At 38.1% G+C, this 21,268-nt stretch carries 22 protein-coding genes, 1 tRNA gene and 1 other RNA gene; 23 read left to right on the top strand and 1 reads right to left on the bottom strand.

Features of this window, described 5'->3' with window-relative positions; all coding sequences use genetic code 11:
• The first annotated feature begins 3 nt into the window (after nt 1–3).
• Nucleotides 4–1,773, top strand: coding sequence for an ABC transporter ATP-binding protein (locus HMPREF2634_RS01095; RefSeq protein ID WP_021001515.1), 1,770 nt, complete (start codon nt 4–6; stop codon nt 1,771–1,773).
• 414 nt (nt 1,774–2,187) lie between these two features.
• Here the strand turns inward: HMPREF2634_RS01095 and HMPREF2634_RS01090 are convergent, their stop codons facing one another.
• Entirely contained in the window at nt 2,188–3,189 is a 1,002-nt protein-coding gene (locus HMPREF2634_RS01090) for a YdcF family protein (protein WP_021001516.1), read from the bottom strand.
• 137 nt (nt 3,190–3,326) lie between these two features.
• Here HMPREF2634_RS01090 and ssrA point away from each other — a divergent pair.
• The 22 genes from ssrA (at nt 3,327) to HMPREF2634_RS00980 (ending at nt 21,149) form a co-directional block, all read left to right on the top strand.
• Nucleotides 3,327–3,676, top strand: a transfer-messenger RNA (tmRNA) gene (gene ssrA / locus HMPREF2634_RS01085).
• 8 nt (nt 3,677–3,684) lie between these two features.
• Nucleotides 3,685–3,772: transfer RNA gene (locus HMPREF2634_RS01080), tRNA-Ser, on the top strand.
• Nucleotides 3,773–3,922: 150 nt separating this feature from the next.
• The gene (locus HMPREF2634_RS01075) at nt 3,923–4,303 is read left to right on the top strand and encodes a CidA/LrgA family protein (protein ID WP_021001517.1); all 381 of its coding nucleotides are present in this window, start codon (nt 3,923–3,925) and stop codon (nt 4,301–4,303) included.
• Nucleotides 4,296–4,991: an LrgB family protein gene (locus HMPREF2634_RS01070; RefSeq protein ID WP_003037392.1), complete on the top strand. Its 696-nt coding sequence runs from the start codon at nt 4,296–4,298 to the stop codon at nt 4,989–4,991. The genes HMPREF2634_RS01075 and HMPREF2634_RS01070 overlap by 8 nt, the downstream gene beginning before the upstream one ends.
• Nucleotides 4,992–5,108: 117 nt before the next feature.
• Nucleotides 5,109–5,621 (top strand): adenine phosphoribosyltransferase, encoded by a 513-nt coding sequence (locus HMPREF2634_RS01065; protein ID WP_003025236.1) that lies wholly within the window; start codon nt 5,109–5,111, stop codon nt 5,619–5,621.
• Between the two features lie 99 nt (nt 5,622–5,720).
• Nucleotides 5,721–6,665, top strand: a complete 945-nt coding sequence (gene metA / locus HMPREF2634_RS01060; RefSeq protein WP_021001518.1) for a homoserine O-acetyltransferase MetA — start codon at nt 5,721–5,723, stop codon at nt 6,663–6,665.
• 8 nt (nt 6,666–6,673) lie between these two features.
• A complete protein-coding gene (locus HMPREF2634_RS01055) occupies nt 6,674–7,348 on the top strand; it encodes a DnaD domain-containing protein (protein ID WP_003025231.1) in 675 nt (224 codons plus the stop codon).
• A gap of 93 nt (nt 7,349–7,441) precedes the next feature.
• The gene (locus HMPREF2634_RS01050; RefSeq protein ID WP_021001519.1) at nt 7,442–8,131 is read left to right on the top strand and encodes a tRNA (adenine(22)-N(1))-methyltransferase; all 690 of its coding nucleotides are present in this window, start codon (nt 7,442–7,444) and stop codon (nt 8,129–8,131) included.
• Nucleotides 8,118–8,915, top strand: a complete 798-nt coding sequence (locus tag HMPREF2634_RS01045; protein ID WP_003025225.1) for a Nif3-like dinuclear metal center hexameric protein — start codon at nt 8,118–8,120, stop codon at nt 8,913–8,915. The genes HMPREF2634_RS01050 and HMPREF2634_RS01045 overlap by 14 nt, the downstream gene beginning before the upstream one ends.
• 12 nt (nt 8,916–8,927) lie before the next feature.
• The gene (locus HMPREF2634_RS01040; RefSeq protein ID WP_021001520.1) at nt 8,928–10,025 is read left to right on the top strand and encodes an NAD(P)/FAD-dependent oxidoreductase; all 1,098 of its coding nucleotides are present in this window, start codon (nt 8,928–8,930) and stop codon (nt 10,023–10,025) included.
• Entirely contained in the window at nt 10,026–10,502 is a 477-nt protein-coding gene (locus HMPREF2634_RS01035) for an 8-oxo-dGTP diphosphatase (RefSeq protein ID WP_070836114.1), read from the top strand. It begins immediately after the preceding gene.
• Nucleotides 10,503–10,562: 60 nt separating this feature from the next.
• Entirely contained in the window at nt 10,563–11,348 is a 786-nt protein-coding gene (locus HMPREF2634_RS01030) for a ZIP family metal transporter (protein ID WP_003025217.1), read from the top strand.
• Between the two features lie 202 nt (nt 11,349–11,550).
• Complete coding sequence (rfbA, locus tag HMPREF2634_RS01025) at nt 11,551–12,420, top strand: glucose-1-phosphate thymidylyltransferase RfbA (RefSeq protein WP_003025214.1); 870 nt, start codon at nt 11,551–11,553, stop codon at nt 12,418–12,420.
• Nucleotides 12,421–12,423: 3 nt separating this feature from the next.
• On the top strand, nt 12,424–13,017 hold the full coding sequence (locus HMPREF2634_RS01020; protein WP_003025212.1) for a dTDP-4-dehydrorhamnose 3,5-epimerase family protein: 594 nt from the start codon (nt 12,424–12,426) through the stop codon (nt 13,015–13,017).
• 30 nt (nt 13,018–13,047) lie between these two features.
• Nucleotides 13,048–14,094, top strand: a complete 1,047-nt coding sequence (rfbB, locus tag HMPREF2634_RS01015; protein WP_003025209.1) for a dTDP-glucose 4,6-dehydratase — start codon at nt 13,048–13,050, stop codon at nt 14,092–14,094.
• Nucleotides 14,095–14,131: 37 nt separating this feature from the next.
• Nucleotides 14,132–15,151 (top strand): UDP-glucose 4-epimerase GalE, encoded by a 1,020-nt coding sequence (galE, locus tag HMPREF2634_RS01010; RefSeq protein WP_003025205.1) that lies wholly within the window; start codon nt 14,132–14,134, stop codon nt 15,149–15,151.
• 318 nt (nt 15,152–15,469) lie between these two features.
• Complete coding sequence (locus HMPREF2634_RS01005; protein ID WP_021001521.1) at nt 15,470–16,060, top strand: class I SAM-dependent methyltransferase; 591 nt, start codon at nt 15,470–15,472, stop codon at nt 16,058–16,060.
• A gap of 118 nt (nt 16,061–16,178) precedes the next feature.
• Nucleotides 16,179–16,874, top strand: a complete 696-nt coding sequence (locus tag HMPREF2634_RS01000) for a glycosyltransferase family 2 protein (RefSeq protein ID WP_006268708.1) — start codon at nt 16,179–16,181, stop codon at nt 16,872–16,874.
• A 7-nt stretch (nt 16,875–16,881) separates the two neighbouring features.
• Nucleotides 16,882–17,223 (top strand): DUF2304 domain-containing protein, encoded by a 342-nt coding sequence (locus HMPREF2634_RS00995; protein ID WP_003025200.1) that lies wholly within the window; start codon nt 16,882–16,884, stop codon nt 17,221–17,223.
• Complete coding sequence (locus tag HMPREF2634_RS00990) at nt 17,207–18,487, top strand: lipopolysaccharide biosynthesis protein (protein ID WP_021001522.1); 1,281 nt, start codon at nt 17,207–17,209, stop codon at nt 18,485–18,487. Before HMPREF2634_RS00995 ends, HMPREF2634_RS00990 begins: the two co-directional genes overlap by 17 nt.
• Nucleotides 18,480–19,625 (top strand): glycosyltransferase, encoded by a 1,146-nt coding sequence (locus HMPREF2634_RS00985; RefSeq protein ID WP_021001523.1) that lies wholly within the window; start codon nt 18,480–18,482, stop codon nt 19,623–19,625. The genes HMPREF2634_RS00990 and HMPREF2634_RS00985 overlap by 8 nt, the downstream gene beginning before the upstream one ends.
• A 6-nt stretch (nt 19,626–19,631) precedes the next feature.
• The gene (locus tag HMPREF2634_RS00980) at nt 19,632–21,149 is read left to right on the top strand and encodes a DUF2142 domain-containing protein (protein WP_021001524.1); all 1,518 of its coding nucleotides are present in this window, start codon (nt 19,632–19,634) and stop codon (nt 21,147–21,149) included.
• Nucleotides 21,150–21,268 lie beyond the last annotated feature (119 nt).

Here is a 21,268-nt window from a genome sequence, read left to right as displayed (position 1 = left end):
AAGATGAAACAACATAGTTTTATGCGCTTGTGGAGTTATTTAAAAGTTTATAAACTCTCAGTAATCCTTGCTATCTTTTTGAAGGTGGTGAGTATTGTGATGAGCGTGCTAGAGCCTTTTGTACTTGGTCTTGCTATTACAGAATTGACACGAAATGTGCTGGATATAGCAAAAGGAGTCGAAGGCGCCAGTATAAACACAACATATGTCTTTTGGGTAATGGCACTTTACCTTTTGCGTGGTTTGTTCTATGAAATTGGGGCTTACTATTCGAATTATTTTATGACCAATGCAGTGCAAAATACAGTACGTGACATGCGCAATGAGTTGAGTTCTAAAATCAATCAAATTCCAGTTTCTTATTTTGATAAACATCAATTTGGAGATTTGCTAGGACGTTTTACCAGCGACGTAGAAACTGTTTCTAATGCGCTTCAGCAATCTTTTCTGCAAGTGATTAATGGTGTTCTGACGCTCACTTTAGTTATTTGCATGATGTTATACCTCAATTTCCAATTAGCTCTGATTGTCATTGTCAGCATTCCTTTGACCTACTTTGGGGCGAATTTTATCTTAAAGAAATCGCAGCCGTATTTTAAAAAGCAAGCAGATGCGCTGGGTGCTATGAACGGATTTGTGCAGGAAAATCTGAGCGGTTTTAATGTGCTGAAACTCTATGGCCGTGAAGAAACATCTTCAGAAGATTTTCGCGAAATCACGCAAAATCTCCAAGAAGTTGGCTTCAAAGCTAGCTTTATTTCGGGTTTGATGATGCCAATTTTGAACGCCGTTTCAGATTTGACCTATTTGATTGTAGCGGTTGTTGGCGGTCTGCAAGTCATTTCTGGACAATTAACGATTGGGAACATGCAAGCATTTGTACAATATGTGTGGCAAGTGAACCAACCAATCCAAAACTTAACGCAACTGGCTGGGCAATTGCAGAGTGCTAAGTCTTCGCTGGATCGTATCTTCCAAGTTTTGGATGAACCAGACGAAGTAACAGATGTGAAAGAGTGGCTGGAGCATGATTTGACAGGTCAGGTTAGCTTCAAGCATGTTGACTTTCAATACGTGGAAAACAAACCGCTCATTCGAGACTTTAACTTAGAAGTTAAGCCGGGCGAAATGGTAGCGATTGTCGGTCCAACGGGTGCCGGAAAGACCACCCTCATCAATCTGCTCATGCGTTTTTACGATGTAACTGCTGGTTCGATTTCTGTCGATGGTCACGATATTCGTAACTTATCACGACAAGAATACCACAAACAATTTGGAATGGTCTTGCAAGATGCTTGGCTTTATGAAGGAACAGTCAAAGAAAACTTGCGTTTTGGAAATCTGAATGCGACAGATGAAGAGATTGTGGAAGCTGCCAAAGCGGCTAATGTCGATCATTTCATTCGGACGCTTCCAGGTGGTTATAATATGGAAATGAATCAGGAATCCAGCAATATTTCGCTAGGACAAAAACAATTGCTGACCATTGCGCGAGCATTATTAGCCGATCCAAAAATCTTGATTTTGGATGAAGCAACCTCGTCCGTTGATACACGCCTAGAGCTCTTGATTCAAAAAGCGATGAAGAACCTCATGCAAGGACGAACAAGCTTTGTCATTGCTCACCGCTTATCGACGATTCAAGAGGCGGACAAGATTTTGGTTCTCAAAGACGGGCAAATCATTGAGCAAGGAACTCACGAATCGCTTTTAGCTGATAAAGGTTTCTATTACGACTTATATACAAGTCAGTTTGCTAAGAAAGAAGCCTAACGAATAAAGGAGCAAAAGAAAACTCCAATTAAACAATAAAACACGAACTCTGTCTTTGACTAGTTGCTAGCTAATCTGGACGAGTTCGTGTTTTTTTATCTTTGATGACATAAAGCTAAAATGCAATTGCTCTGTCTCACAACTATTTTTTGCTAAATCTTCAAAACTGCATGACATTTCTTCCGTCCGCCCAGCGGACGAAATGAACTAGTTTTGATTTATACTGTCAGCCCGGCGGACGAAGTAAACTAGTTTTGGTTTATAGTGTCAGCCGAGCGGACGAGGCGAATGAGTTTTGGTTTACTTCATCGTCCTGGTCGACGGTCTGAACCAGTTTCAGTTTACTTTGTCGCCTCGGTCGACAGCTTCAATCGTTTTCTACGAATTGTTCATTCCGTTAAGTAAAATTACGCCTTATCGAAAGAGGTTAGTAAGCCAAACAATGAAATACAATCCAAGAAAAACGGCATGCCATTTCCAATAAAGCATGATTAGTCCAAGCGTTTCACGTATCCAAGCCGACGGGAGAAAATAAAGTGCTGTTCTAGAGCCGATACTTCGTCCCTTTATGCCGAGCTTTCGCATGTAAATACCTGCTCGCAAAGAGTGGAAAGAGTTGGTGACGACCAAGCAATAGTAATTTTCCTTACTTTTTTGGTCTAAAATAGTTTTGCTAAACTGCAAATTTTCTAAGGTATTGGTTGACTGCTGTTCAATTATAATATCTTCTTGTGGAATACCTACTTGCCTTAAATATTGCGCCATTGCTTCTGCTTCGGTTATTGGTTCATCGACACCTTGTCCTCCAGAAACGACAATTTTGGGATGGTTATGAAATTTTTCATACATCATCTTCCCCTTTTCAAGTCGTTGAGCGAGAAGAGGCGGAACCTTGTCTCCTATCAAACCAGACCCTAAGATGATGATGTAGTCTGGATGTTTTATGACGGGAAAAGTATTATAAACAAAACCGTAAAGGATATAGGTCACATAAAGATAGCTACCATAAATTAGAAGTCCATTTGTAAGAGATAGGATTTTATGAAGAAAGATAAAATGAGGAAAGAAAAAAGTAAGCGCTAGGGAAAGAGCAATAGCGAGTCCATAAAAGAGGGAGAGAAGGTTTGCTAAACGCCTACCTTCAAAGGTCATCATCTGTCTACCATTAAAAATGAGATAAATGGTTGAAATTATAACACTCAAAGGAATGAAAAGTGCTAAGATGAGCAAAGAAAGCATTGCCAGATTTCTATTGACAAGTTGTTCCATATGCATCACAAACAAACCAGAAACGATAGCGGAAAATAAAATTAAAACGATACTAAGCAGATAAGCATTGAAAAGTCGCCTTGGCTCTATATAAAACAAGACAAGAAAAAGAAGAGCAGGAAGAAGCCAAATAAGATGCAATACCATAATGTGATAACAATCCTTTCAAACAGATTCCTTTTTAGTATAGCATAAAAGTTCCTGTAAAAAATAATAGATTCAAAAAGAATAGACTTAAAAATTGAAATATTATTAAAAAATATGGTATAATACTTTTATGTCTTGGGGTCGTTACGGATTCGACAGGCATTATGAGGCACATTTTGCGACTCATCGAGCGGATGTAAAGCGCCAGTTAAATATAACTGCAAAAAATAATAATTCTTACGCTTTAGCTGCCTAAAAAACAGCCAGCGTGACCAGATTCGGATCGCTCGTGTTCGATGACCGGTCTTAATAATAGCGAGATACGATTAAGCCTTGTCTAGGGGCTTGATAAGAGACTGATAGACTCGCTTGGCTTGGGCTTGAGTTATGTGTCAAAGCGAAGTTAAATCCAATACATAACCTATGGTTGTAGACAAATGTGTTGGCAGGTGTTTGGACGTGGGTTCAATTCCCACCGGCTCCATTGTTAAATATGGAAGATTACTCAAGAGGCTTAAGAGGCTGTGTTGGAAACGCAGTAGGCGTGTGAAAGCGTGCGTGGGTTCGAATCCCATGTCTTCCGTTTTACTACAAAACGCACGTTAGTGGCGTTTTTTTTTTACTAGAAGATAAAATGAGTGAAGAGAACGGATTCACTCATTTATTTTTTTGAAAAATATTGAAATTTTTCTGAAAAGTAGTAGACTGTTACTAGAAAGTTTGGAGGTTTCTTGTGAAATTATACGTACAATTGATGATTATTTTTTCAATTTCTTTGATAGGAGAAGGGATTTCCTATCTTTTTCATTTGCCTATTCCGGGGAGTATTATTGGGCTTCTTCTTCTTTTTTTGGCTTTGCAATTTAAAATTTTCAGATTGCGGCATGTGAGTATGGTGGGAAATTTTTTATTAGCCAATATGACCATTTTATTTTTGCCGCCAGCAGTCGGAATTATGGATAAATTTCATGTCATTGCGCCTTATTTGCTGCCGATTGTTTTGATTATTGTTGGAGCGATTGTGATCAATGTAGTTGTCATTGCCGTGGTTGTTCATTTTATCAAAAATCGCTTTGAAGGAGACTACGGAGAAGGAGAAACAAGAAATGTCTAATTTGTGGGGCAATCCTTTATTTGGTTTGGCTTTATCAATCTTTGCTTATCTGGTAGGAATGTTGATTTTTCGCAGATTTCCGCATCCTTTGACAACCCCTTTACTTCTAGCCACCATATTTGTCATTGTATTTTTAAAATTGACAGGAATTTCTTACAAGAATTACTACGTAGGCGGGGCGTATTTGAATAATCTCATTGTGCCGTCAACGGTTGCACTGGGAATTCCTTTGTATAAAACATTTCATCTCATGAAACACCATGCCAGAAGCATTTTGATTGGTACTTTTGTAGCAGTGGTAGTGAATACTAGTTTTACGGCCCTGGTCGCCAAGGCTTTTGGAATGGATTTTTTCTTAGCAATTTCACTCTTTCCCAAATCAGTAACAACAGCTATGGCGGTTGGAATTACAGATAAAATGCAAGGGCTGACGACGGTGACGTTGGTAGTTGTAGTTGCAACGGGAATCTTGACAAGTGTGATCGGTCCGACTGTTTTAAAAATCTTAAAAATCAAAGATCCTGTTGCAGTAGGCTTAGCTCTTGGCGGAACGGGACATGCTGTTGGGACAGGGACAGCTTTTAAATATGGACAAGTCGCAGGAGCTATGGCTGGTCTAGCTATTGGCGTGACAGGGATTATGTATGTGATTGTCAGTCCAATTGTTGCAAGTATTATTTTAAAATAGCAAAAGACGAGAATGACTGTGCTGTGACTATTTTTTGAAAGCAAGTATGTTTTCTGCCCCATTTCCTAAAAAACATGATATAATAGAGAGTAAAAACTTTTTGATAGAAAGACAGTTATGGATTTAAAAGATTATATTGCAACCATTGAAAATTACCCGCAAGAAGGGATTTTATTTCGTGACATTAGCCCATTGATGGCAGATGGAAATGCCTATAGCTATGCTATTCGTGAAATTGTCCAATATGCTACGGACAAGAAAATTGATATGATTGTCGGTCCAGAAGCGCGTGGATTTATTGTTGGATGTCCGGTAGCTTATGAGCTTGGGGTTGGTTTTGCTCCAGTACGTAAGCCTGGGAAATTGCCTCGTGAGGTTATCTCAGCTAGTTATGAAAAAGAGTATGGTGTAGATACCTTAACAATGCACGCAGACTCTATCAAGCCTGGACAGCGTGTACTGATTGTTGATGACCTTCTTGCAACGGGAGGAACGGTTAAAGCAACAATTGAAATGGTTGAACGTTTAGGTGGTATCGTTGCAGGTTGCGCTTTCCTTATTGAATTGGATGAATTGAAGGGACGCGAAGCTATTGGTAACTACGATTACAAAGTTCTCATGCATTATTAAGGTATAACTAAAAGCTATATCTTGTTGTAGAAAAAGTATAATTGAAAACTATATCTCCTTTCAGTATAATAAAAGCAGAAAGCAAAAGGAGATATTTTCATGCCTATTAAAATTGATAAGAAATTACCAGCTGTTGACATTTTAAGATCTGAGAATATCTTTGTCATGGATGATGAGCGTGCAGAACACCAAGATATTCGTCCTCTGAATATCTTGATTTTGAATTTAATGCCGCAAAAAACAGTGACGGAAACGCAGTTGTTGCGCCATTTAGCAAATACGCCATTGCAACTTCGGATTGAATTTCTTTATATGACTTCTCATACCTTCAAAACGACACATGCGGACTATATGGAGACGTTTTATAAGACTTTTGATGAGATCAAGGGTCGTTATTTTGACGGTTTGATTGTCACCGGAGCGCCAGTCGAGCATTTGCCTTTTGAAGCAGTAGATTATTGGGAAGAATTCCGACAAGTTATTGACTGGTCCAAATCGCATGTTTACTCAACGTTGCATATTTGTTGGGGAGCGCAAGCAGCTCTTTATGTTCGTTATGGCATTGCCAAACACCAGATGAAGCGCAAGTTGTCCGGTATTTATAGCCAATCCACACCAGAAAAACCCAATTTGCTGTTCCGCGGCTTTGATGATGAATATGCAGCTCCTCATTCGCGTTATACAGAAGTTCGCAAAGAGGATATTTTAAATAAGAGTAATTTGGAAATTTTAGCTTGTGGAGAAGAGGTTGGTGTCTCCGTTGCGGCAAGTCGTGATCTTCGCGAAGTATATAGTTTTGGACATTTAGAATATGATCGCGAGGCCTTGGCAAAAGAATATTTGCGTGATGTAGACGAAGGGCTGAATCCGCATATTCCAGAAAATTATTTCAAAAATGATGACGTTACTTCAGTCCCCTGTTTACGATGGAATCTGGCTGCGGCGCTGTTTTTCAACAATTGGATTAATTATGCTGTTTATCAAGAAACGCCATTTGATTGGGAAAATGCAGCAAATGACGCTTCCTTGTTTGCTTATTTATAAGAGGTGCTATGACTTATTTATCAGCGTATAAGACGGGCAATTTAGTATTGCCAACTGAGCTTCTTTTTCATTTTCATGAGATATTTGATAATAGTGATGACTTTTTGGTCTGGCAATTTTTCTATTTGCAAAATACAACGTCGCTAGAAGAGATTTCTCCTGTTCAGATTGCGGAAAGTATTGGGAAATCCGTTGCAGAGGTCAATCGCTCTATGTCAAATTTGACAGAAAAAGGATTGTTGCAATATAAAACAATTGCCCTCAATGGTGAAATTGAGGCAGTTTTTGATGCACTGCCAGCGCTTGAACGATTGGATGAAATTGTAGAGAATCACTCAAGCGTTGCGCAAGCTATTTCTCAGAATGTTTTAAAAGACTTGGTCGAGACTTTCCAGCAAGAATTAGGTCGTCTCTTGACACCGTTTGAAATCGAGGATTTGACAAAAACGATTCAAGATGACAAGACCAGTCCGGAACTTGTTACTGCTGCTCTTCGTGAAGCTGTTTTTAATGGAAAGGCAAACTGGAAATACATCCAAGCTATTTTGCGGAATTGGCGCCGTGAAGGCATTACAACAGTAGCACAGGTAGAAGCGAAGCGAGAAGAGCGTGAGGCGACAAATCCACAAAATATCACTGTCTCGGATGATTTTTTGAAGGCTATGGATTTGTGGCGAGATTAAGAAATCGGAGTTTATTCCCTTGGAATAGACTCTTTTTTTAGTTCCTTAAAAATGATATACTAAGTGAAACGATTATTTTAGAAATGAGTTATCATGCAAGTAAAGAATATCTCAAAACGTTTGAGAAAAGTAGCTGGTTTTGTACCACGGGATGCCAAAATCTTGGATGTAGGAAGTGACCACGCTTATTTACCGATTTATCTAATTCAGCAGGGTAAAATTTCCTCAGCCATTGCTGGTGAAGTTGTTGAGGGACCTTATCAGTCTGCGGTGACAAATGTAGCAGATAATCAGATGTCTGATAAAATTTCTGTTCGTTTGGCAAATGGTTTAGCAGCTTTTGAAGTAGAAGATCAGATTGATGTTATCGTTATTGCAGGAATGGGAGGAGGATTGATAGCAGATATTTTAGACAATGGCAGTGCGAAATTGGCATCTGTTAAGCGTCTGATTCTTCAGCCTAACAATCGGGAAGATGAACTTCGCAGGTGGTTGTGTGGTCATGATTTTCAAATTACAGAAGAAGCTATTGTGGAAGAAAATGGGAAATTTTACGAGATAATGATAGCTGAACAGGGGTATCAAGTGTTGAATGCTGAACAAGAACGCTTCGGACCTTATCTAATGAGAGAGCAATCAGCTGTTTTTCTAGATAAATGGCAGCGAGAAGTAGACAAGCTGGAAAAAGCTTTGGCTAAAATCCCTGAGAAAAATCTAACGGAACGCTCTGCTATGTCCCAAAGAATCAAGCAAATCAAGGAGGTACTGCATGCTAGCAAGTGAATTTATTAACCGTTATGAAGCATACTGTCCTAAGGAGCTGTCCATGACGGGAGATGTCTGTGGACTGCAAATTGGAACTCTGAATAAAGAAGTTAAGCGAGTACTGGTAGCTTTGGATATTCGCGAGCAGACAGTTGCAGAGGCGATTGAAAAAGATGTAGATTTGATTTTGGTTAAGCACGCACCGATCTTTCGGCCTATTAAGGATTTAGTGGTAGACCGACCTCAGAATCAGATTTACATCGATCTGATTAAGCACGATATTGCAGTCTATGTCAGCCATACCAATATTGATATTGTGGATGACGGTCTCAATGACTGGTTCTGTGATCTACTAGAAATCACTGATACGGATTATCTTAGCGAAACGGTTCCTGAACACGGCATTGGTCGTATTGGCAAGATTGCACCTCAGACTTTTGGAGACTTTGCAGGCAAGGTTAAGGAAACTTTTGGTCTGGATAGTTTGCGTTTGGTGACTTATTCGGCTGTGGATCTGGATCGAATGATTGAGAAAGTAGCAATCTGTGGTGGCAGTGGTCAGTCCTTTTACAAGGAGGCTTTAGCACAGGGCGCTCAGCTTTATATTACAGGTGATATTTACTACCATACAGCGCAGGATATGCTGAGCGAGGGGCTTCTAGCTTTGGATCCGGGTCATCATATAGAAGTGCTCTTTGTGGAAAAATTAGTTGAAAAGTTTCAAGACTGGAAAGTAGAAGAGGGCTGGGAAGTTGAATTTTTAGCCAGTCAGGTTTCTACAAATCCGTTTAAACATATCTAAGTAGGAAATTGTATGAAAAAAGTAGCGATTATCGGAGCAGGGATTGTCGGATCGACTGCTGCTTATTATCTATCGAAAAATTCTATCTTTCAGGTGACCATTTTTGATCATGGAATAGGTCAGGCAACCAAGGCAGCAGCTGGTATTATCAGCCCATGGTTTTCCAAACGGCGTAATAAAGCGTGGTATCGTATGGCACGACTGGGAGCAGATTTTTATCTGGATTTGATAGCTGATTTACAGAAGGACGGTTTTGCAACGAAGTTTTATCAGCAAACTGGCGTCTTTTTGTTGAAGAAAAAAGAGAAAAGTCTGGAGACGCTCTATGAGTTAGCAAACCAACGGCGGCATGAGTCGCAACTAATTGGTAACTTGCAGTTATTTTCACGAGCGGAAGCAATGGAGTACTTTCCGGGGCTTCAAGGTTTTGACCGGCTGCTCTATGCTTCTGGAGGAGCACGCGTGGACGGTTCTTTATTGACTCAGATTCTGCTTGCGGCTAGTGGTGCAAACCTAATCCAAAAGAAAGTAAATTTGGATATTCGAGATGATGCTTGCTGGATTAATCGTTCTTGTTTTGATCAAGTTATATTAGCAACAGGAGCGTGGTTGCCTGAGCTGTTGAAACCACTAGGTTATCAAGTGGATGTTTGTCCACAAAAAGGTCAATTACGAGATTATCAGACTGGTCTGGTGACAAATGATTATCCAGTGGTCATGCCAGAAGGAGAGCTAGATATTATTCCTTTTCAAAATGGCAAAATCAGTATGGGCGCTACTCACGAAAATGAAATGGGCTATGATTTAAGAGTGGATAAAGACTTGCTGGATAAAATGGAACAGGAAGCTTTTTACTATTTTCCTAGCTTGTCTCAAGCAAACAGAATGAGCGAACGGGTCGGAATTCGAGCCTATACTAGTGACTTTTCTCCCTTTTTTGGTCAGGTACCAGATCTTCAGAAGGTATTTGCAGCTAGTGGCTTAGGCTCTTCTGGCTTGACGACGGGTCCTCTCATCGGATATCATTTAGCTCAGATGGTTCAGGGAAAAAGTGGCAGTTTAAATCCAGCGGATTATCCTATTGAAAGATATATTAAGAAAGAGAAATAGATGACAGAAAAAAATTTAAATTGGGTCAATATTTGTGTGAAAAAGGGGAATCAAGTTCTCTTGCTCAATCGGCAGCATGACGATTTTAAAGGTTGGATTCAGCCAGGTGGGAAAGTTGAGTTTCCAGAATCTCTTTTTGAAGCAGCAGCTCGTGAGTTGAAAGAGGAAACGGGGCTGACAGCTTTGAATTTACAGCTTAAAGGCATTTCGGGTTTTACCAATCAAACAAAAGCAGAGCGCTATGTCTATTATGATTTTCTCTGCGAGGAATTTGATGGGGAACTATTAACGGAATCACGGGAAGGTCAGCCAAAATGGTGGTCAATTGATGAACTGGACCAGCTCGACATGCAGGACGACATCAGAGATAGGCTTCCTTTGTACTGGCGAAAAGGCTCCTTTGAGCGGATTCACTATTGGGATGAAGAGAACCATTGCATCAAAGAAACCAAGACGATATTGTATGATGAAAGATAATGAGGATATGAAGTTGTTATGAACTGGTTGCAGGAGCAGCCTGTGGTGCTGTAGGCTTTTTTGGCGGGACTCTTTACATGGAGCTGCACCATTGTAGGCTCTGCGGTTGTCTTTTTCTTTAAAACAGTCAGTCGTAAGCTGCTGGATATCATGATGGGATTTGCAGCTGGTGTCATGATTGCAGCTTCATTTTGGTCGCTCTTGCAGCCTTCAATTGAGTATGCAAAAGGTAACTATGGAGTGTGGTCCTGGATGCCAGCCGCCCTTGGTTTTCTGTTGGGTGGTTTCTTCTTGCGCTTTATTGATGCGGTAGTACCTCATTTACACCTTAGCAAGAAGGATGTATCTGAGGCAGAAAGTCTGCCGGAGCACAGCCGGAATAAACTGTCCAAAACGGCCCTGCTTTTTCTGGCTATTACCATACACAATTTTCCAGAAGGCTTGGCAGTAGGAGTGGCCTTTGGTGCCTTATCCAGCAATTCCAGTCCAGAAGTCTTTATCGGAGCTGTAGGTCTGGCTCTGGGAATCGGTCTCCAAAATGTGCCGGAAGGGGCAGCCTTGTCCATTCCTATACGGACAGACGGGGAATCGCGTCTTAAAGCTTTTTACTGGGGTTCAATGTCGGCTATTGTTGAGCCTATCGGAGCTGTCCTTGGTGCTTATGCGGTTATGACAATGACGGCTATTCTACCCTATTCCCTGTCTTTTGCGGCGGGAGCTATGATTTTCGTCGTCGTGGAGGAGTTGATACCAGATTCTCAGACAAATGGCAATACAGATGTTGCAACTTTAGGTCTCATGGTGGGCTTTGTACTGATGATGGTATTGGATGTGGCTTTGGGATAGCAGATGCTTTTTTAAAATTAGGCGTCTATTTTATCAGTTTGCCTAGATAACAACAGTTCTATCTTGGCAGATTTTTGGTTCCGTTTTTAATTTTTATTAAGTATGAAAAGCCTTGAATGAAAATGCTCTCTTTCTTGAAGGATGACATCCGCTTTCAAAAATGGTAAAATAAGGAGAATACATTTAAGAGAGGAAACTCATTATGAAAGGTATTATCCTTGCAGGTGGTTCTGGTACACGTTTATATCCTTTGACTAGAGCTGCATCTAAACAACTCATGCCGGTTTATGACAAACCCATGATTTATTATCCATTGTCAACCCTCATGCTGGCTGGTATCAAGGATATCTTGATTATCTCAACACCAACAGATCTTCCTCGCTTTGAGGATTTGTTGGGTGATGGCTCGGAGTTTGGCATCAAACTTTCTTACGCTGAGCAACCAAGTCCAGATGGTTTGGCTCAAGCCTTTATTATTGGTGCCGACTTTATCGGTGATGACCATGTGGCTTTGATTTTAGGTGATAATATTTATCATGGACCAGGCCTTAGCAAAATGCTTCAAAAGGCTGCTTCGAAGGAAAAAGGAGCGACTGTTTTTGGTTACCAAGTGAAAGATCCAGAACGTTTTGGTGTGGTTGAATTTGATGACAATATGAATGCAATCTCTATTGAAGAAAAACCAGAACAACCACGTTCTAACTATGCAGTTACAGGACTTTATTTCTATGACAATGACGTAGTAGAAATTGCTAAAAATATCAAGCCTAGTCCACGTGGAGAGCTGGAAATCACTGATGTCAATAAGGCTTACTTAGACCGCGGCGATTTGTCTGTTGAGCTTATGGGACGTGGTTTTGCTTGGTTGGACACCGGTACACATGAGAGCTTGTTAGAAGCGGCTCAATACATTGAAACCGTTCAACGTATGCAAAATGTGCAAGTAGCAAACTTAGAAGAAATTGCTTACCGTATGGGTTATATTACCAAAGAACAAGTGCATGATTTGGCACAATCACTTAAAAAGAACGAATACGGTCATTACTTATTGCGCTTGATTGGAGAAGAATAAAACATGTCTGAACAATTTTTTGAAAAAAAATTAGCAGCTCGTAAGATTGAAGCCATTCCTGGCATGCTGGAATTTGATATTCCAGTACATGGAGACAATCGTGGCTGGTTCAAGGAAAACTTTCAAAAAGAAAAAATGGTGCCCCTTGGTTTTCCAGAAAGCTTTTTTGCAGAAGGTAAGCTTCAAAACAATGTCAGCTTTTCCCGCAAAAATGTGCTCCGTGGACTCCATGCAGAACCTTGGGACAAGTACATTTCTGTCGCAGATGGCGGAAAAGTTCTCGGTTCTTGGGTTGATTTGCGTGAAGGGGAAACATTCGGAAATACCTACCAAACGGTTATTGATGCCAGCAAAGGGATTTTCGTTCCTCGCGGTGTAGCAAATGGCTTTCAAGTATTGTCAGAAACGGTTTCTTATAGCTATTTAGTCAATGACTACTGGGCATTGGAATTAAAACCTAAGTATGCCTTTGTCAACTATGCTGACCCTGCTCTTGGGATTGAATGGGAAAGTCTTGACCAGGCAGAAGTCTCTGAAGCAGATAAGAATCATCCAATGCTTAAGGATGTTAAACCTTTGACCAAAGATATGTTATAATACCCTCAGAAAATAGGAGAAAATCTTTTCATGACTGAATATAAAAATATTGTAGTGACAGGTGGTGCTGGCTTTATCGGTTCTAACTTTGTTCACTATGTGTACAATAACTTTCCAGATGTGCATATCACAGTTCTGGATAAGCTAACTTATGCTGGTAATCGTGCCAACATTGAAGAAATTCTAGGCGACCGAGTGGAGTTAGTCGTTGGAGATATTGCAGATGCAGCAATTGTTGATCAAGTAGCTAAGAATGCGGATGCAATTGTTCACTATGCAGCCGAAAGTCATAATGACAATTCACTTAATGACCCACGTCCGTTTATTGATACGAACTTTGTCGGAACTTATACGCTTCTTGAAGCGGCTCGTAAATACGATCTTCGTTTCCACCATGTATCTACTGATGAAGTTTATGGTGACCTTCCTCTTCGTGAAGATCTTCCGGGGCATGGTGAAGGACCGGGTGAAAAATTCACCCCAGAAACCAAATACAATCCAAGCTCACCTTATTCTTCAACTAAGGCAGCTTCTGATTTGATTGTCAAGGCTTGGGTGCGCTCTTTCGGTGTTAAGGCCACCATCTCTAACTGTTCAAACAACTACGGACCATATCAACACATCGAAAAATTCATTCCGCGTCAGATTACCAATATCCTTTCAGGCATTCGTCCAAAACTTTATGGTGAAGGAAAGAATGTTCGTGACTGGATTCATACTAATGACCATTCATCAGGGGTTTGGACCATTCTCACAAAAGGGAAGATTGGTGAAACCTACCTAATTGGTGCAGACGGTGAGAAGAATAACAAAGAAGTGCTAGAGCTCATTCTCAAAGAAATGGGACAACCAGCTGACGCTTACGACCATGTAACAGACCGTGCGGGTCACGATTTGCGCTATGCTATTGATGCTAGCAAGTTGCGTGATGAACTAGGTTGGAAACCAGAATTTACCAACTTTGAGGCTGGATTGAAAGAAACAATCAAGTGGTACACGGATCACCAAGATTGGTGGAAAGCTGAAAAGGAAGCTGTCGAAGCCAACTATGCCAAGACTCAAAAAGTATTAAAATAAAAAGTAACTATTGAAGTTTTGTCTTAAAAGGAGAATCATGAAACATAAAATTTTAGTAACAGGTGGAGCCGGATTTATCGGAACGCATACCGTTATTGAGTTAATCAATGCTGGACACGAAGTTGTTATTGTTGATAATTTAGTGAACAGCAGCAAAAAAAGTGTAGAAGTTGTAGAACGAATTGTTGGTCAAAAAATTCCATTTTATCAAGTGGACATTCGTGATAAGAAAGCCTTACTTGAAATCTTTAAAGCAGAACAACCAACAGGTGTGATTCATTTTGCAGCGTTGAAAGCAGTTGGTGAATCAACACAAATTCCATTGACTTATTACGAAAACAACATTACAGGAACATTGACATTGCTACGTGTTATGGAAGAAGTCAATTGCAAAAATATCATTTTCAGCTCTTCTGCAACTGTCTATGGAGATCCTCATACCGTTCCAATTTTAGAAGATTTTCCTCTGTCAGTCACCAATCCTTACGGACGTACAAAACTGATGATTGAAGAAATGCTGACGGATATTTACAAATCTGATGCAAACTGGAATGTTGTCTTGCTTCGGTATTTTAATCCAATTGGTGCTCATGAAAGTGGTGATTTGGGTGAAAATCCAAATGGCATTCCAAATAATCTCTTGCCATATGTGACGCAGGTTGCTGTTGGAAAATTAAAAGAAGTGCAAGTATTTGGCAATGACTATCCAACAGTTGATGGTACCGGCGTTCGTGACTATATTCACGTGGTGGATTTGGCAAAAGGACATGTGGCTGCTCTGCAAAAAATTGAAGGAACTGCTGGTCTAAATATCTATAACCTTGGTACCGGTAAAGGATACTCTGTTTTAGAAATTATCCAAAATATGGAAAAAGCAGTCGGCAAACCAATTCCTTACAAGATTGTTGACCGCCGCCCTGGTGATATTGCAACTTGCTATGCCGACTCTACAAAAGCAAAAGAAGAGCTTGGTTGGGAAGCACAATTTGATATTACGCGTATGTGTCAAGATGCTTGGCATTGGCAAAGCAAACACCCAAATGGATTTGATGACTAAATAAAAAATATGTCAAATAGTAGACGAGGCTGGGATATAGTTTCTCAGCCTCGCTTATTAAATAGAAATAAGCTTGATGCACAGTAGTTGATTGTTCAAAACATTGCGTTGAAGTTGCGAATAATGCTTGCGAGGTAAGGTTAATTTTGTTTCCTAGTCAAACTCGTAAGAAGTACCTAATCAGCCTTGTGGAAGTTGACCAGAATTCACTGTTCTGAGGTTTTTGCGTGATGACTTGAAAGTAAGCTTACTAAAAAAGTAGAAAACCAGTTAAGCATTTTTCTGGAAGAATGATTTACTTTCTGTTAAACTAAAAATATGGAACATCATTTTAATCATAAGGCAGAATCATTCGATTCTCCAAAAAATATATTTATTGCCGATCTCATTTGCAAAGAAGTGGAGAAACAAATAGTAGATTTTTCTGACAAGCGCATTTTGGATTTTGGCGGTGGTACAGGCTTGGTGACTCTGCCATTAGCGGCACAATCCAAGTCAGTCACGCTTGTTGATATTTCAGATAAAATGCTTGAGCAAGCTCGCCTAAAAGTGGAAAAGCAAGCCATTGATAATGTTTATTTGTTGCAGCAGGATTTGTTGACAAACCCATTAAACCAATTATTTGATATCATCGTGGTTAGTCGTGTTCTTCATCATATGCCAAATGTTGAGAAGACTCTAGCAATGTTTAGAAATCATCTTGTAGAGGACGGACAGCTTTTTATTGCAGATTTTGTTAAAACAGACGTAAATCATCATGGCTTTCATCTTGCTGATTTGGAAGGAAAACTGTCTCAAAGTGGCTTCTCATCCGTCAAATCTCAGATAATTTATAGTGCAGAGGAACTCTTTTTAGAGAATTATGCAGAGCTTTTCTTGACATTAGCACAAAATCACTCGTTTGCATGATGAGTGATTTTGGTTTGTCTTTATAGTAAATTTCTTGATTCTTTTATGGAAATAGTAGAAAATGCCGTGTGGATATAGTATAATGGGGTTATATAATTTTTAAGGAGAATGAGATTAAGTGAAATCTTCGGATTTATTGATTATTATCCCTGCCTACAATGAAGAAGGCTCTATCGAAAATGTTGTAAAAAATATTATCTTGAATTATTCACAATATGATTATGTGATTATCAATGACGGATCAAAGGATAGAACATCAGCTATTTGCCATGTAAACGGTTATAATATTGTGGATTTGCCGGTCAATTTAGGATTGGCAGGCGCATTTCAAACAGGACTTCAATATGCTTATGAGCAAGGATATAAAAAGGCAGTGCAGTTTGACGCAGATGGTCAACATTTGCCTGAGTATATCTCAGTTTTAGAAGCAAAAATGAATGAAGGCTATGAAATGGTTATCGGATCTCGTTTTGTGACGGAAAAGCGCGAAACGTCTTTGCGGATGATGGGGAATATTCTCATTAGTGCAGCCATTAAATTAACCACAGGAAAGACAATCAACGATCCAACCTCTGGTATGCGGATGTTTTCTGAAGGACTTATCAAAGAATTTGCTCTCAATATCAATTATGGACCTGAGCCAGATACCGTCTCATATCTAATTCGCCATGGTGTGAAAGTGGCAGAAGCCCAAGTACGAATGGAAGAGAGGCAAGCTGGTGAGAGTTATCTGACACTTTCTCGCTCTATTCAATATATGACGCACATGTTTGTATCTATCTTGATTATTCAGAATTTCAGAAAGAGAGGGTAGACATTAAATGACTATTTGGTTTCAAATTGTATTGATTTTTGTCTCTATTATGACTTGTGCCTTTATTTTACGTAGCATTCGAAAATCACAAGTTCAAATCAACGATGCTATATTTTGGGTGTTTTTCTCTTTAATTCTATTAGTATTTAGCATCTTCCCAAGTTTAGCGGAAGCAATTGCAAGTGCATTAGGAATTGTATCAGCAGTCAATTTTATCTTTTTATTTGTCATTTTTTTATTACTCATCAATCAATTCCAACTCACTATTAAATTATCAAAATTAGATACGAAATTTAAAAATTTAGTTCAAACAATCGCACTGAGGGAGAAAGATGAAAATAAAAACTAATCCTTCTGCTAAAGAGATTTATTTTTGGAATTTATTGGGGAATTTAGCGGCTTCAGGAGTTTCTGTCCTTTATCTACTGATTGTAACAAGATTAACTTCTGCCAAAGTAGCAGACCAATTTAGCTTGGCGAATTCCATTGGGACTCTTTGGATTGTTATCGGACTTTTCCAAGTCAGAAATTATCAAGGAACGGATGTGAATCAAAAGCATTCTTTCATAGGATATTTTCAAACTAGGTTGATAACAATTTTAGCGATGTTGGTTACATTGTATCCCTATTTATATATTGTCGGAGAAGGCCGTTATTCATTAGAAACTCTTCTAATGACGTTTCTTATGATTCTTTATCGCATGTGGGATGCAGTATCAGATCTATTTCAAGGATTGTTTCAGCAAAGAGAGCGTATGGACATTGCTGGTAAAACAATGTTTATTCGATATTCTACGAGTGTTTTAGTATTGCTAATAACATTGCTATTAGCAGAGTCTGTTCTGCTTGCTTTGCTTTCTTTAGTTCTGTGGAATGGACTACTCATTTTTTCCTACGAGATGCGTTTTGTAGCATATTTCGAAAAAATTCAGATCCGAGAATTGTTGTCTACTCGCTATAAAAAAGATATAAAGGATATATTGTTAGCTTGTTGGCCGCTATTTGTAAATGGTTTTATTTTGTTATATATTTTAAATGAGCCTAAAATAATCATTGAAAAAGGTCTTAATCAGGGCTTTTTACAAACTGGCATGCAACGTGATTTTAATATTCTGTTTATGCCTGTGTTCTTTATGAGTCTTATTATTTTAATTGTTAGACCCCTTATTACAAAATTAGCCATTTTATGGAATAAAAAAGAATATGAAGAATTCTCGTTAATTATAAAAAGATTATTAGGATTCCTATCTTTAGGCGGTTTGTTCGTCACATTTATAGCTTATTTATTCGGTGTGCCTGTACTTAGCTTAATATTTGGCGTGGATTTAAACAAATATGCACTTCCTTTTACTATTCTTATATTCTCAGGAGTTTTATATGCTTTAGCAATTGTTTTTGAGAATATTTTAACGATTATACGTAAACAGCATCTTTTAGTTGGCTTGTATATCGTTCTTTTGATACTTACTAAATTGATCACAGAACCATTTATTTATCAAAAAGGTATGCTTGGTGCCGCGATTAGTTTTTTTATTGTTATGTTAGTTTATGTTATAGGAAACGGGGCAATGTATCTGATTGCTATACCTAGAAAGAGAATGGAAAATGAATAGAGATATTATTTTTGTAACCCATCATCTTGGAGGGTTGGGAGGTGTACAAAGAGTTGTAGATCAACTGGCTGAAAGTTTTGCAACTGACGGAAATAGAGTAACTGTATTTGGTTGTGGTGTTCAAGCAGGTGAAAGTTATCAGAAAACATCAAAAAATTATGAAGAAGTATTGTTATATTCTCAAGACATCTTCTTTCAAAAACCTTGGATCTTTTTCCAGGAAAAATTTATTACTAAAAAATTAGAGAAAAGTTTGATTCAAGTCTTAGATAGGGCTAAAGATCCTATTGTTATTCTTGCAAATCCAATTGTTTACTTATTGATGGAGAGAGTGATAAAATTATACTCTGATACAGTTATATTCATTGGACAAATGCATAGTTCTGCTGATTTTGTTTTTGATTCAAAGGGGCTATATTCTGTTTACCCTTATTTAATTAAAAACAAGTATCCCAAACTAGATAAGATACTTTTTCTATCAAATGCCTATTCGAAACAGATTAGCGAAGCTTATCAGATACCTATTAAGAAAATGGGGGCAATTGCAAATCCCTTACCTCGCTATATCAATATTTCTACCAGCGAAACTGGTTTTGCTAAATCGATTATTTCATTTGTTGGGCGCTTGGATCCCGTTAAGCAAATTGATCATATTATTTTAGCTTTTTCTAAAATTCAACAATGTTTTCCAGATGTCACTTTGGAAATCTACGGCGAGGGGATTGAGAAACAAAAGTTAGAAGCTTTAATCAATTCACTTTCTCTAGAAGAGTTTGTTAAACTGAAAGGGAGAACGAATAAAGTTTTAGAAGTTTATCAAAAATCATTCTTTACTCTATTAACGTCAAAATCTGAAGCTTTTGGAATGTCTGTTGTTGAATCTATGGTAGCTGGAACTCCTGCAATAACTTATAATTGTAGTCAGGGAGTAGAGGAGATTCAATCGGCCACTCCAGAACTACTAGTAAACAACTCTATTGAAGAATTAGCTGAAAAAATGAAATTTTATCTACAAAATCCTCATCAATTGGAAGAACTTGCCCTTAAGGGAAAGGAACATATTATTGATTCTTATTCAGAGGATATAATTTTAAATCAATGGTATCAGCTGTTTGAAGAACTAGACAAGGAAAAATAGAAAGAGATGAAAAAAAGATTATCTAAATTTTCGCATTCTTTTCTTAAAGAACTATATGAAAAAAAATATTATTTAATTGCTATTTGGGTAACATTGATTATAACTTATGTATACTTAGATGGACATTTAGCATTTCTTCCAAAGAAAACTTTTCTATTACTGGGGCTTTCTTTAAGCGCTCTATTATTTATAAAGGGGAAAGTGTATAACAAGGTTTTCTCGATTATAATGCTGACAGGATCTTTCTTTTGTTTTTTTACTCCTGTAATGGATTCGCCAGACGAGAATTTTCATTATTCAAGAGCCTTGTACATTAGTGAGGGGCATCTTTATTTACCTAGCAATAAACAGGATTTATTAGTTTCGTCAGATATTTCTGATGTTGAAAAATTTTTCAAAAAACCTTTAGTGAACACTGATTTAGGAAGAAAAGAAGTGTCTTCAAAAAAAGTTCAGTACAATAATTTAGCTAATACAAATGGTTATTCCTTTGTCAGTTATATACCACAAACTTTTGGGATATTGATAGCCAAGGTATTCCATTTAAGTATTTCCGCGTCCATTTTACTTGGTAGGTTTTTTAATCTATTAGCCTTTGCTCTCCTATGTAGATTAGCTGTTAAAAAATCAGGTCCACGAGAGCAAATCTTTGGTATATTAGCAATTGTTCCAATCAATATTTATATTGCTGCTTCCTTTAACCAGGATGCAGTGGCCAATGGCCTTATATTTTTAGCAATTGGCCTGTTTTATTCCTTCTTAGATAAGGATAAGGTTAGTTATAAAGATTTATTTATTTATTTCCTATTATCTGTATTAATAGCCTTGTCTAAATTACCGTATGTGTTATTAATTGGCTTACTTTTATTCATTCCTAAAGAGAAGATGTCTCGGAAGAAGTATTTAATGGTAGTATTATTGATAGGAACGGCAGCCTTGTGTAGTTTACTTTGGTTAAAAATAACTAGCGGCCTAAACTTAAATGTTATTAATGTAAATCCTAAGATAAATCCAATAGAGAAAATAAAATATACAATTGAGAATATGCCTGAGTTTGTTCGAATGATGGTAAAAGAAGGTGTAAACTTTATTCCTTTTAAACTCCAGTCTCTCTTTACTTTTGGTTGGCTTGCGTATGATGTAAAAGCTTTTATTTGGCTCTATTTAGTTTTCATAAGTATTGTGATTTTAGTTTCTCCGAAGGCACCTAAAATGAATAAAATTAGTAAACTGGGTGTTTGGTTGGTTTCATTAGGTATTATCTTTGGAATTCTAATGACTGCGTATTTAATGTGGGGAGAAATAACGGATATGTCGATTAAGGGAATCCAAGGACGGTACTTCTCAGGAGTTGTTATTTTACTTGCCTTGACTGCAAGTATCTCTGCTAGGTTAAGCATTCAAGATAGCGGTCTCGTCGTAAAAGAATGTAAAAAAGAAAAGGTTGAAGAGTTATTATTCTTTGTAGCAACATTATTCATAATTGTAAGCCTGTTGACGACAATTATTCAATATTATCTCTGATATGAGAATACAATTATTTACAAAAACTTTTGCTTAAGGGCAAAAGTTTTTTAGCTAAATTATTTCTTGTATCTTATAAAGTTTCGATTACATTATTAAGAAGAGTAAGTAATTTTTAA

Origin of the sequence: Streptococcus sp. HMSC034B03 (genome assembly GCF_001838575.1) — a bacterium.
GTDB lineage: Bacteria > Bacillota > Bacilli > Lactobacillales > Streptococcaceae > Streptococcus > Streptococcus anginosus.
Note: the sequence above shows the minus strand (reverse complement) of the source record. Positions and strands in the feature narration are given on the sequence as shown.

Excerpts from the sequence above, each read along its gene's own strand:
- HMPREF2634_RS01095 (WP_021001515.1), top strand. The coding sequence starts at position 4 with ATGAAACAACATAGTTTTATGCGCTTGTGGAGTTATTTAAAAGTTTAT.
- HMPREF2634_RS01090 (WP_021001516.1), bottom strand. The coding sequence starts at position 3,189 with ATGGTATTGCATCTTATTTGGCTTCTTCCTGCTCTTCTTTTTCTTGTC.
- HMPREF2634_RS01070 (WP_003037392.1), top strand. The coding sequence starts at position 4,296 with ATGTCTAATTTGTGGGGCAATCCTTTATTTGGTTTGGCTTTATCAATC.
- HMPREF2634_RS01065 (WP_003025236.1), top strand. The coding sequence starts at position 5,109 with ATGGATTTAAAAGATTATATTGCAACCATTGAAAATTACCCGCAAGAA.
- metA (WP_021001518.1), top strand. The coding sequence starts at position 5,721 with ATGCCTATTAAAATTGATAAGAAATTACCAGCTGTTGACATTTTAAGA.
- HMPREF2634_RS01055 (WP_003025231.1), top strand. The coding sequence starts at position 6,674 with ATGACTTATTTATCAGCGTATAAGACGGGCAATTTAGTATTGCCAACT.
- HMPREF2634_RS01050 (WP_021001519.1), top strand. The coding sequence starts at position 7,442 with ATGCAAGTAAAGAATATCTCAAAACGTTTGAGAAAAGTAGCTGGTTTT.
- HMPREF2634_RS01045 (WP_003025225.1), top strand. The coding sequence starts at position 8,118 with ATGCTAGCAAGTGAATTTATTAACCGTTATGAAGCATACTGTCCTAAG.
- HMPREF2634_RS01040 (WP_021001520.1), top strand. The coding sequence starts at position 8,928 with ATGAAAAAAGTAGCGATTATCGGAGCAGGGATTGTCGGATCGACTGCT.
- HMPREF2634_RS01035 (WP_070836114.1), top strand. The coding sequence starts at position 10,026 with ATGACAGAAAAAAATTTAAATTGGGTCAATATTTGTGTGAAAAAGGGG.
- rfbA (WP_003025214.1), top strand. The coding sequence starts at position 11,551 with ATGAAAGGTATTATCCTTGCAGGTGGTTCTGGTACACGTTTATATCCT.
- HMPREF2634_RS01020 (WP_003025212.1), top strand. The coding sequence starts at position 12,424 with ATGTCTGAACAATTTTTTGAAAAAAAATTAGCAGCTCGTAAGATTGAA.
- rfbB (WP_003025209.1), top strand. The coding sequence starts at position 13,048 with ATGACTGAATATAAAAATATTGTAGTGACAGGTGGTGCTGGCTTTATC.
- galE (WP_003025205.1), top strand. The coding sequence starts at position 14,132 with ATGAAACATAAAATTTTAGTAACAGGTGGAGCCGGATTTATCGGAACG.
- HMPREF2634_RS01005 (WP_021001521.1), top strand. The coding sequence starts at position 15,470 with ATGGAACATCATTTTAATCATAAGGCAGAATCATTCGATTCTCCAAAA.
- HMPREF2634_RS00995 (WP_003025200.1), top strand. The coding sequence starts at position 16,882 with ATGACTATTTGGTTTCAAATTGTATTGATTTTTGTCTCTATTATGACT.
- HMPREF2634_RS00990 (WP_021001522.1), top strand. The coding sequence starts at position 17,207 with ATGAAAATAAAAACTAATCCTTCTGCTAAAGAGATTTATTTTTGGAAT.
- HMPREF2634_RS00985 (WP_021001523.1), top strand. The coding sequence starts at position 18,480 with ATGAATAGAGATATTATTTTTGTAACCCATCATCTTGGAGGGTTGGGA.
- HMPREF2634_RS00980 (WP_021001524.1), top strand. The coding sequence starts at position 19,632 with ATGAAAAAAAGATTATCTAAATTTTCGCATTCTTTTCTTAAAGAACTA.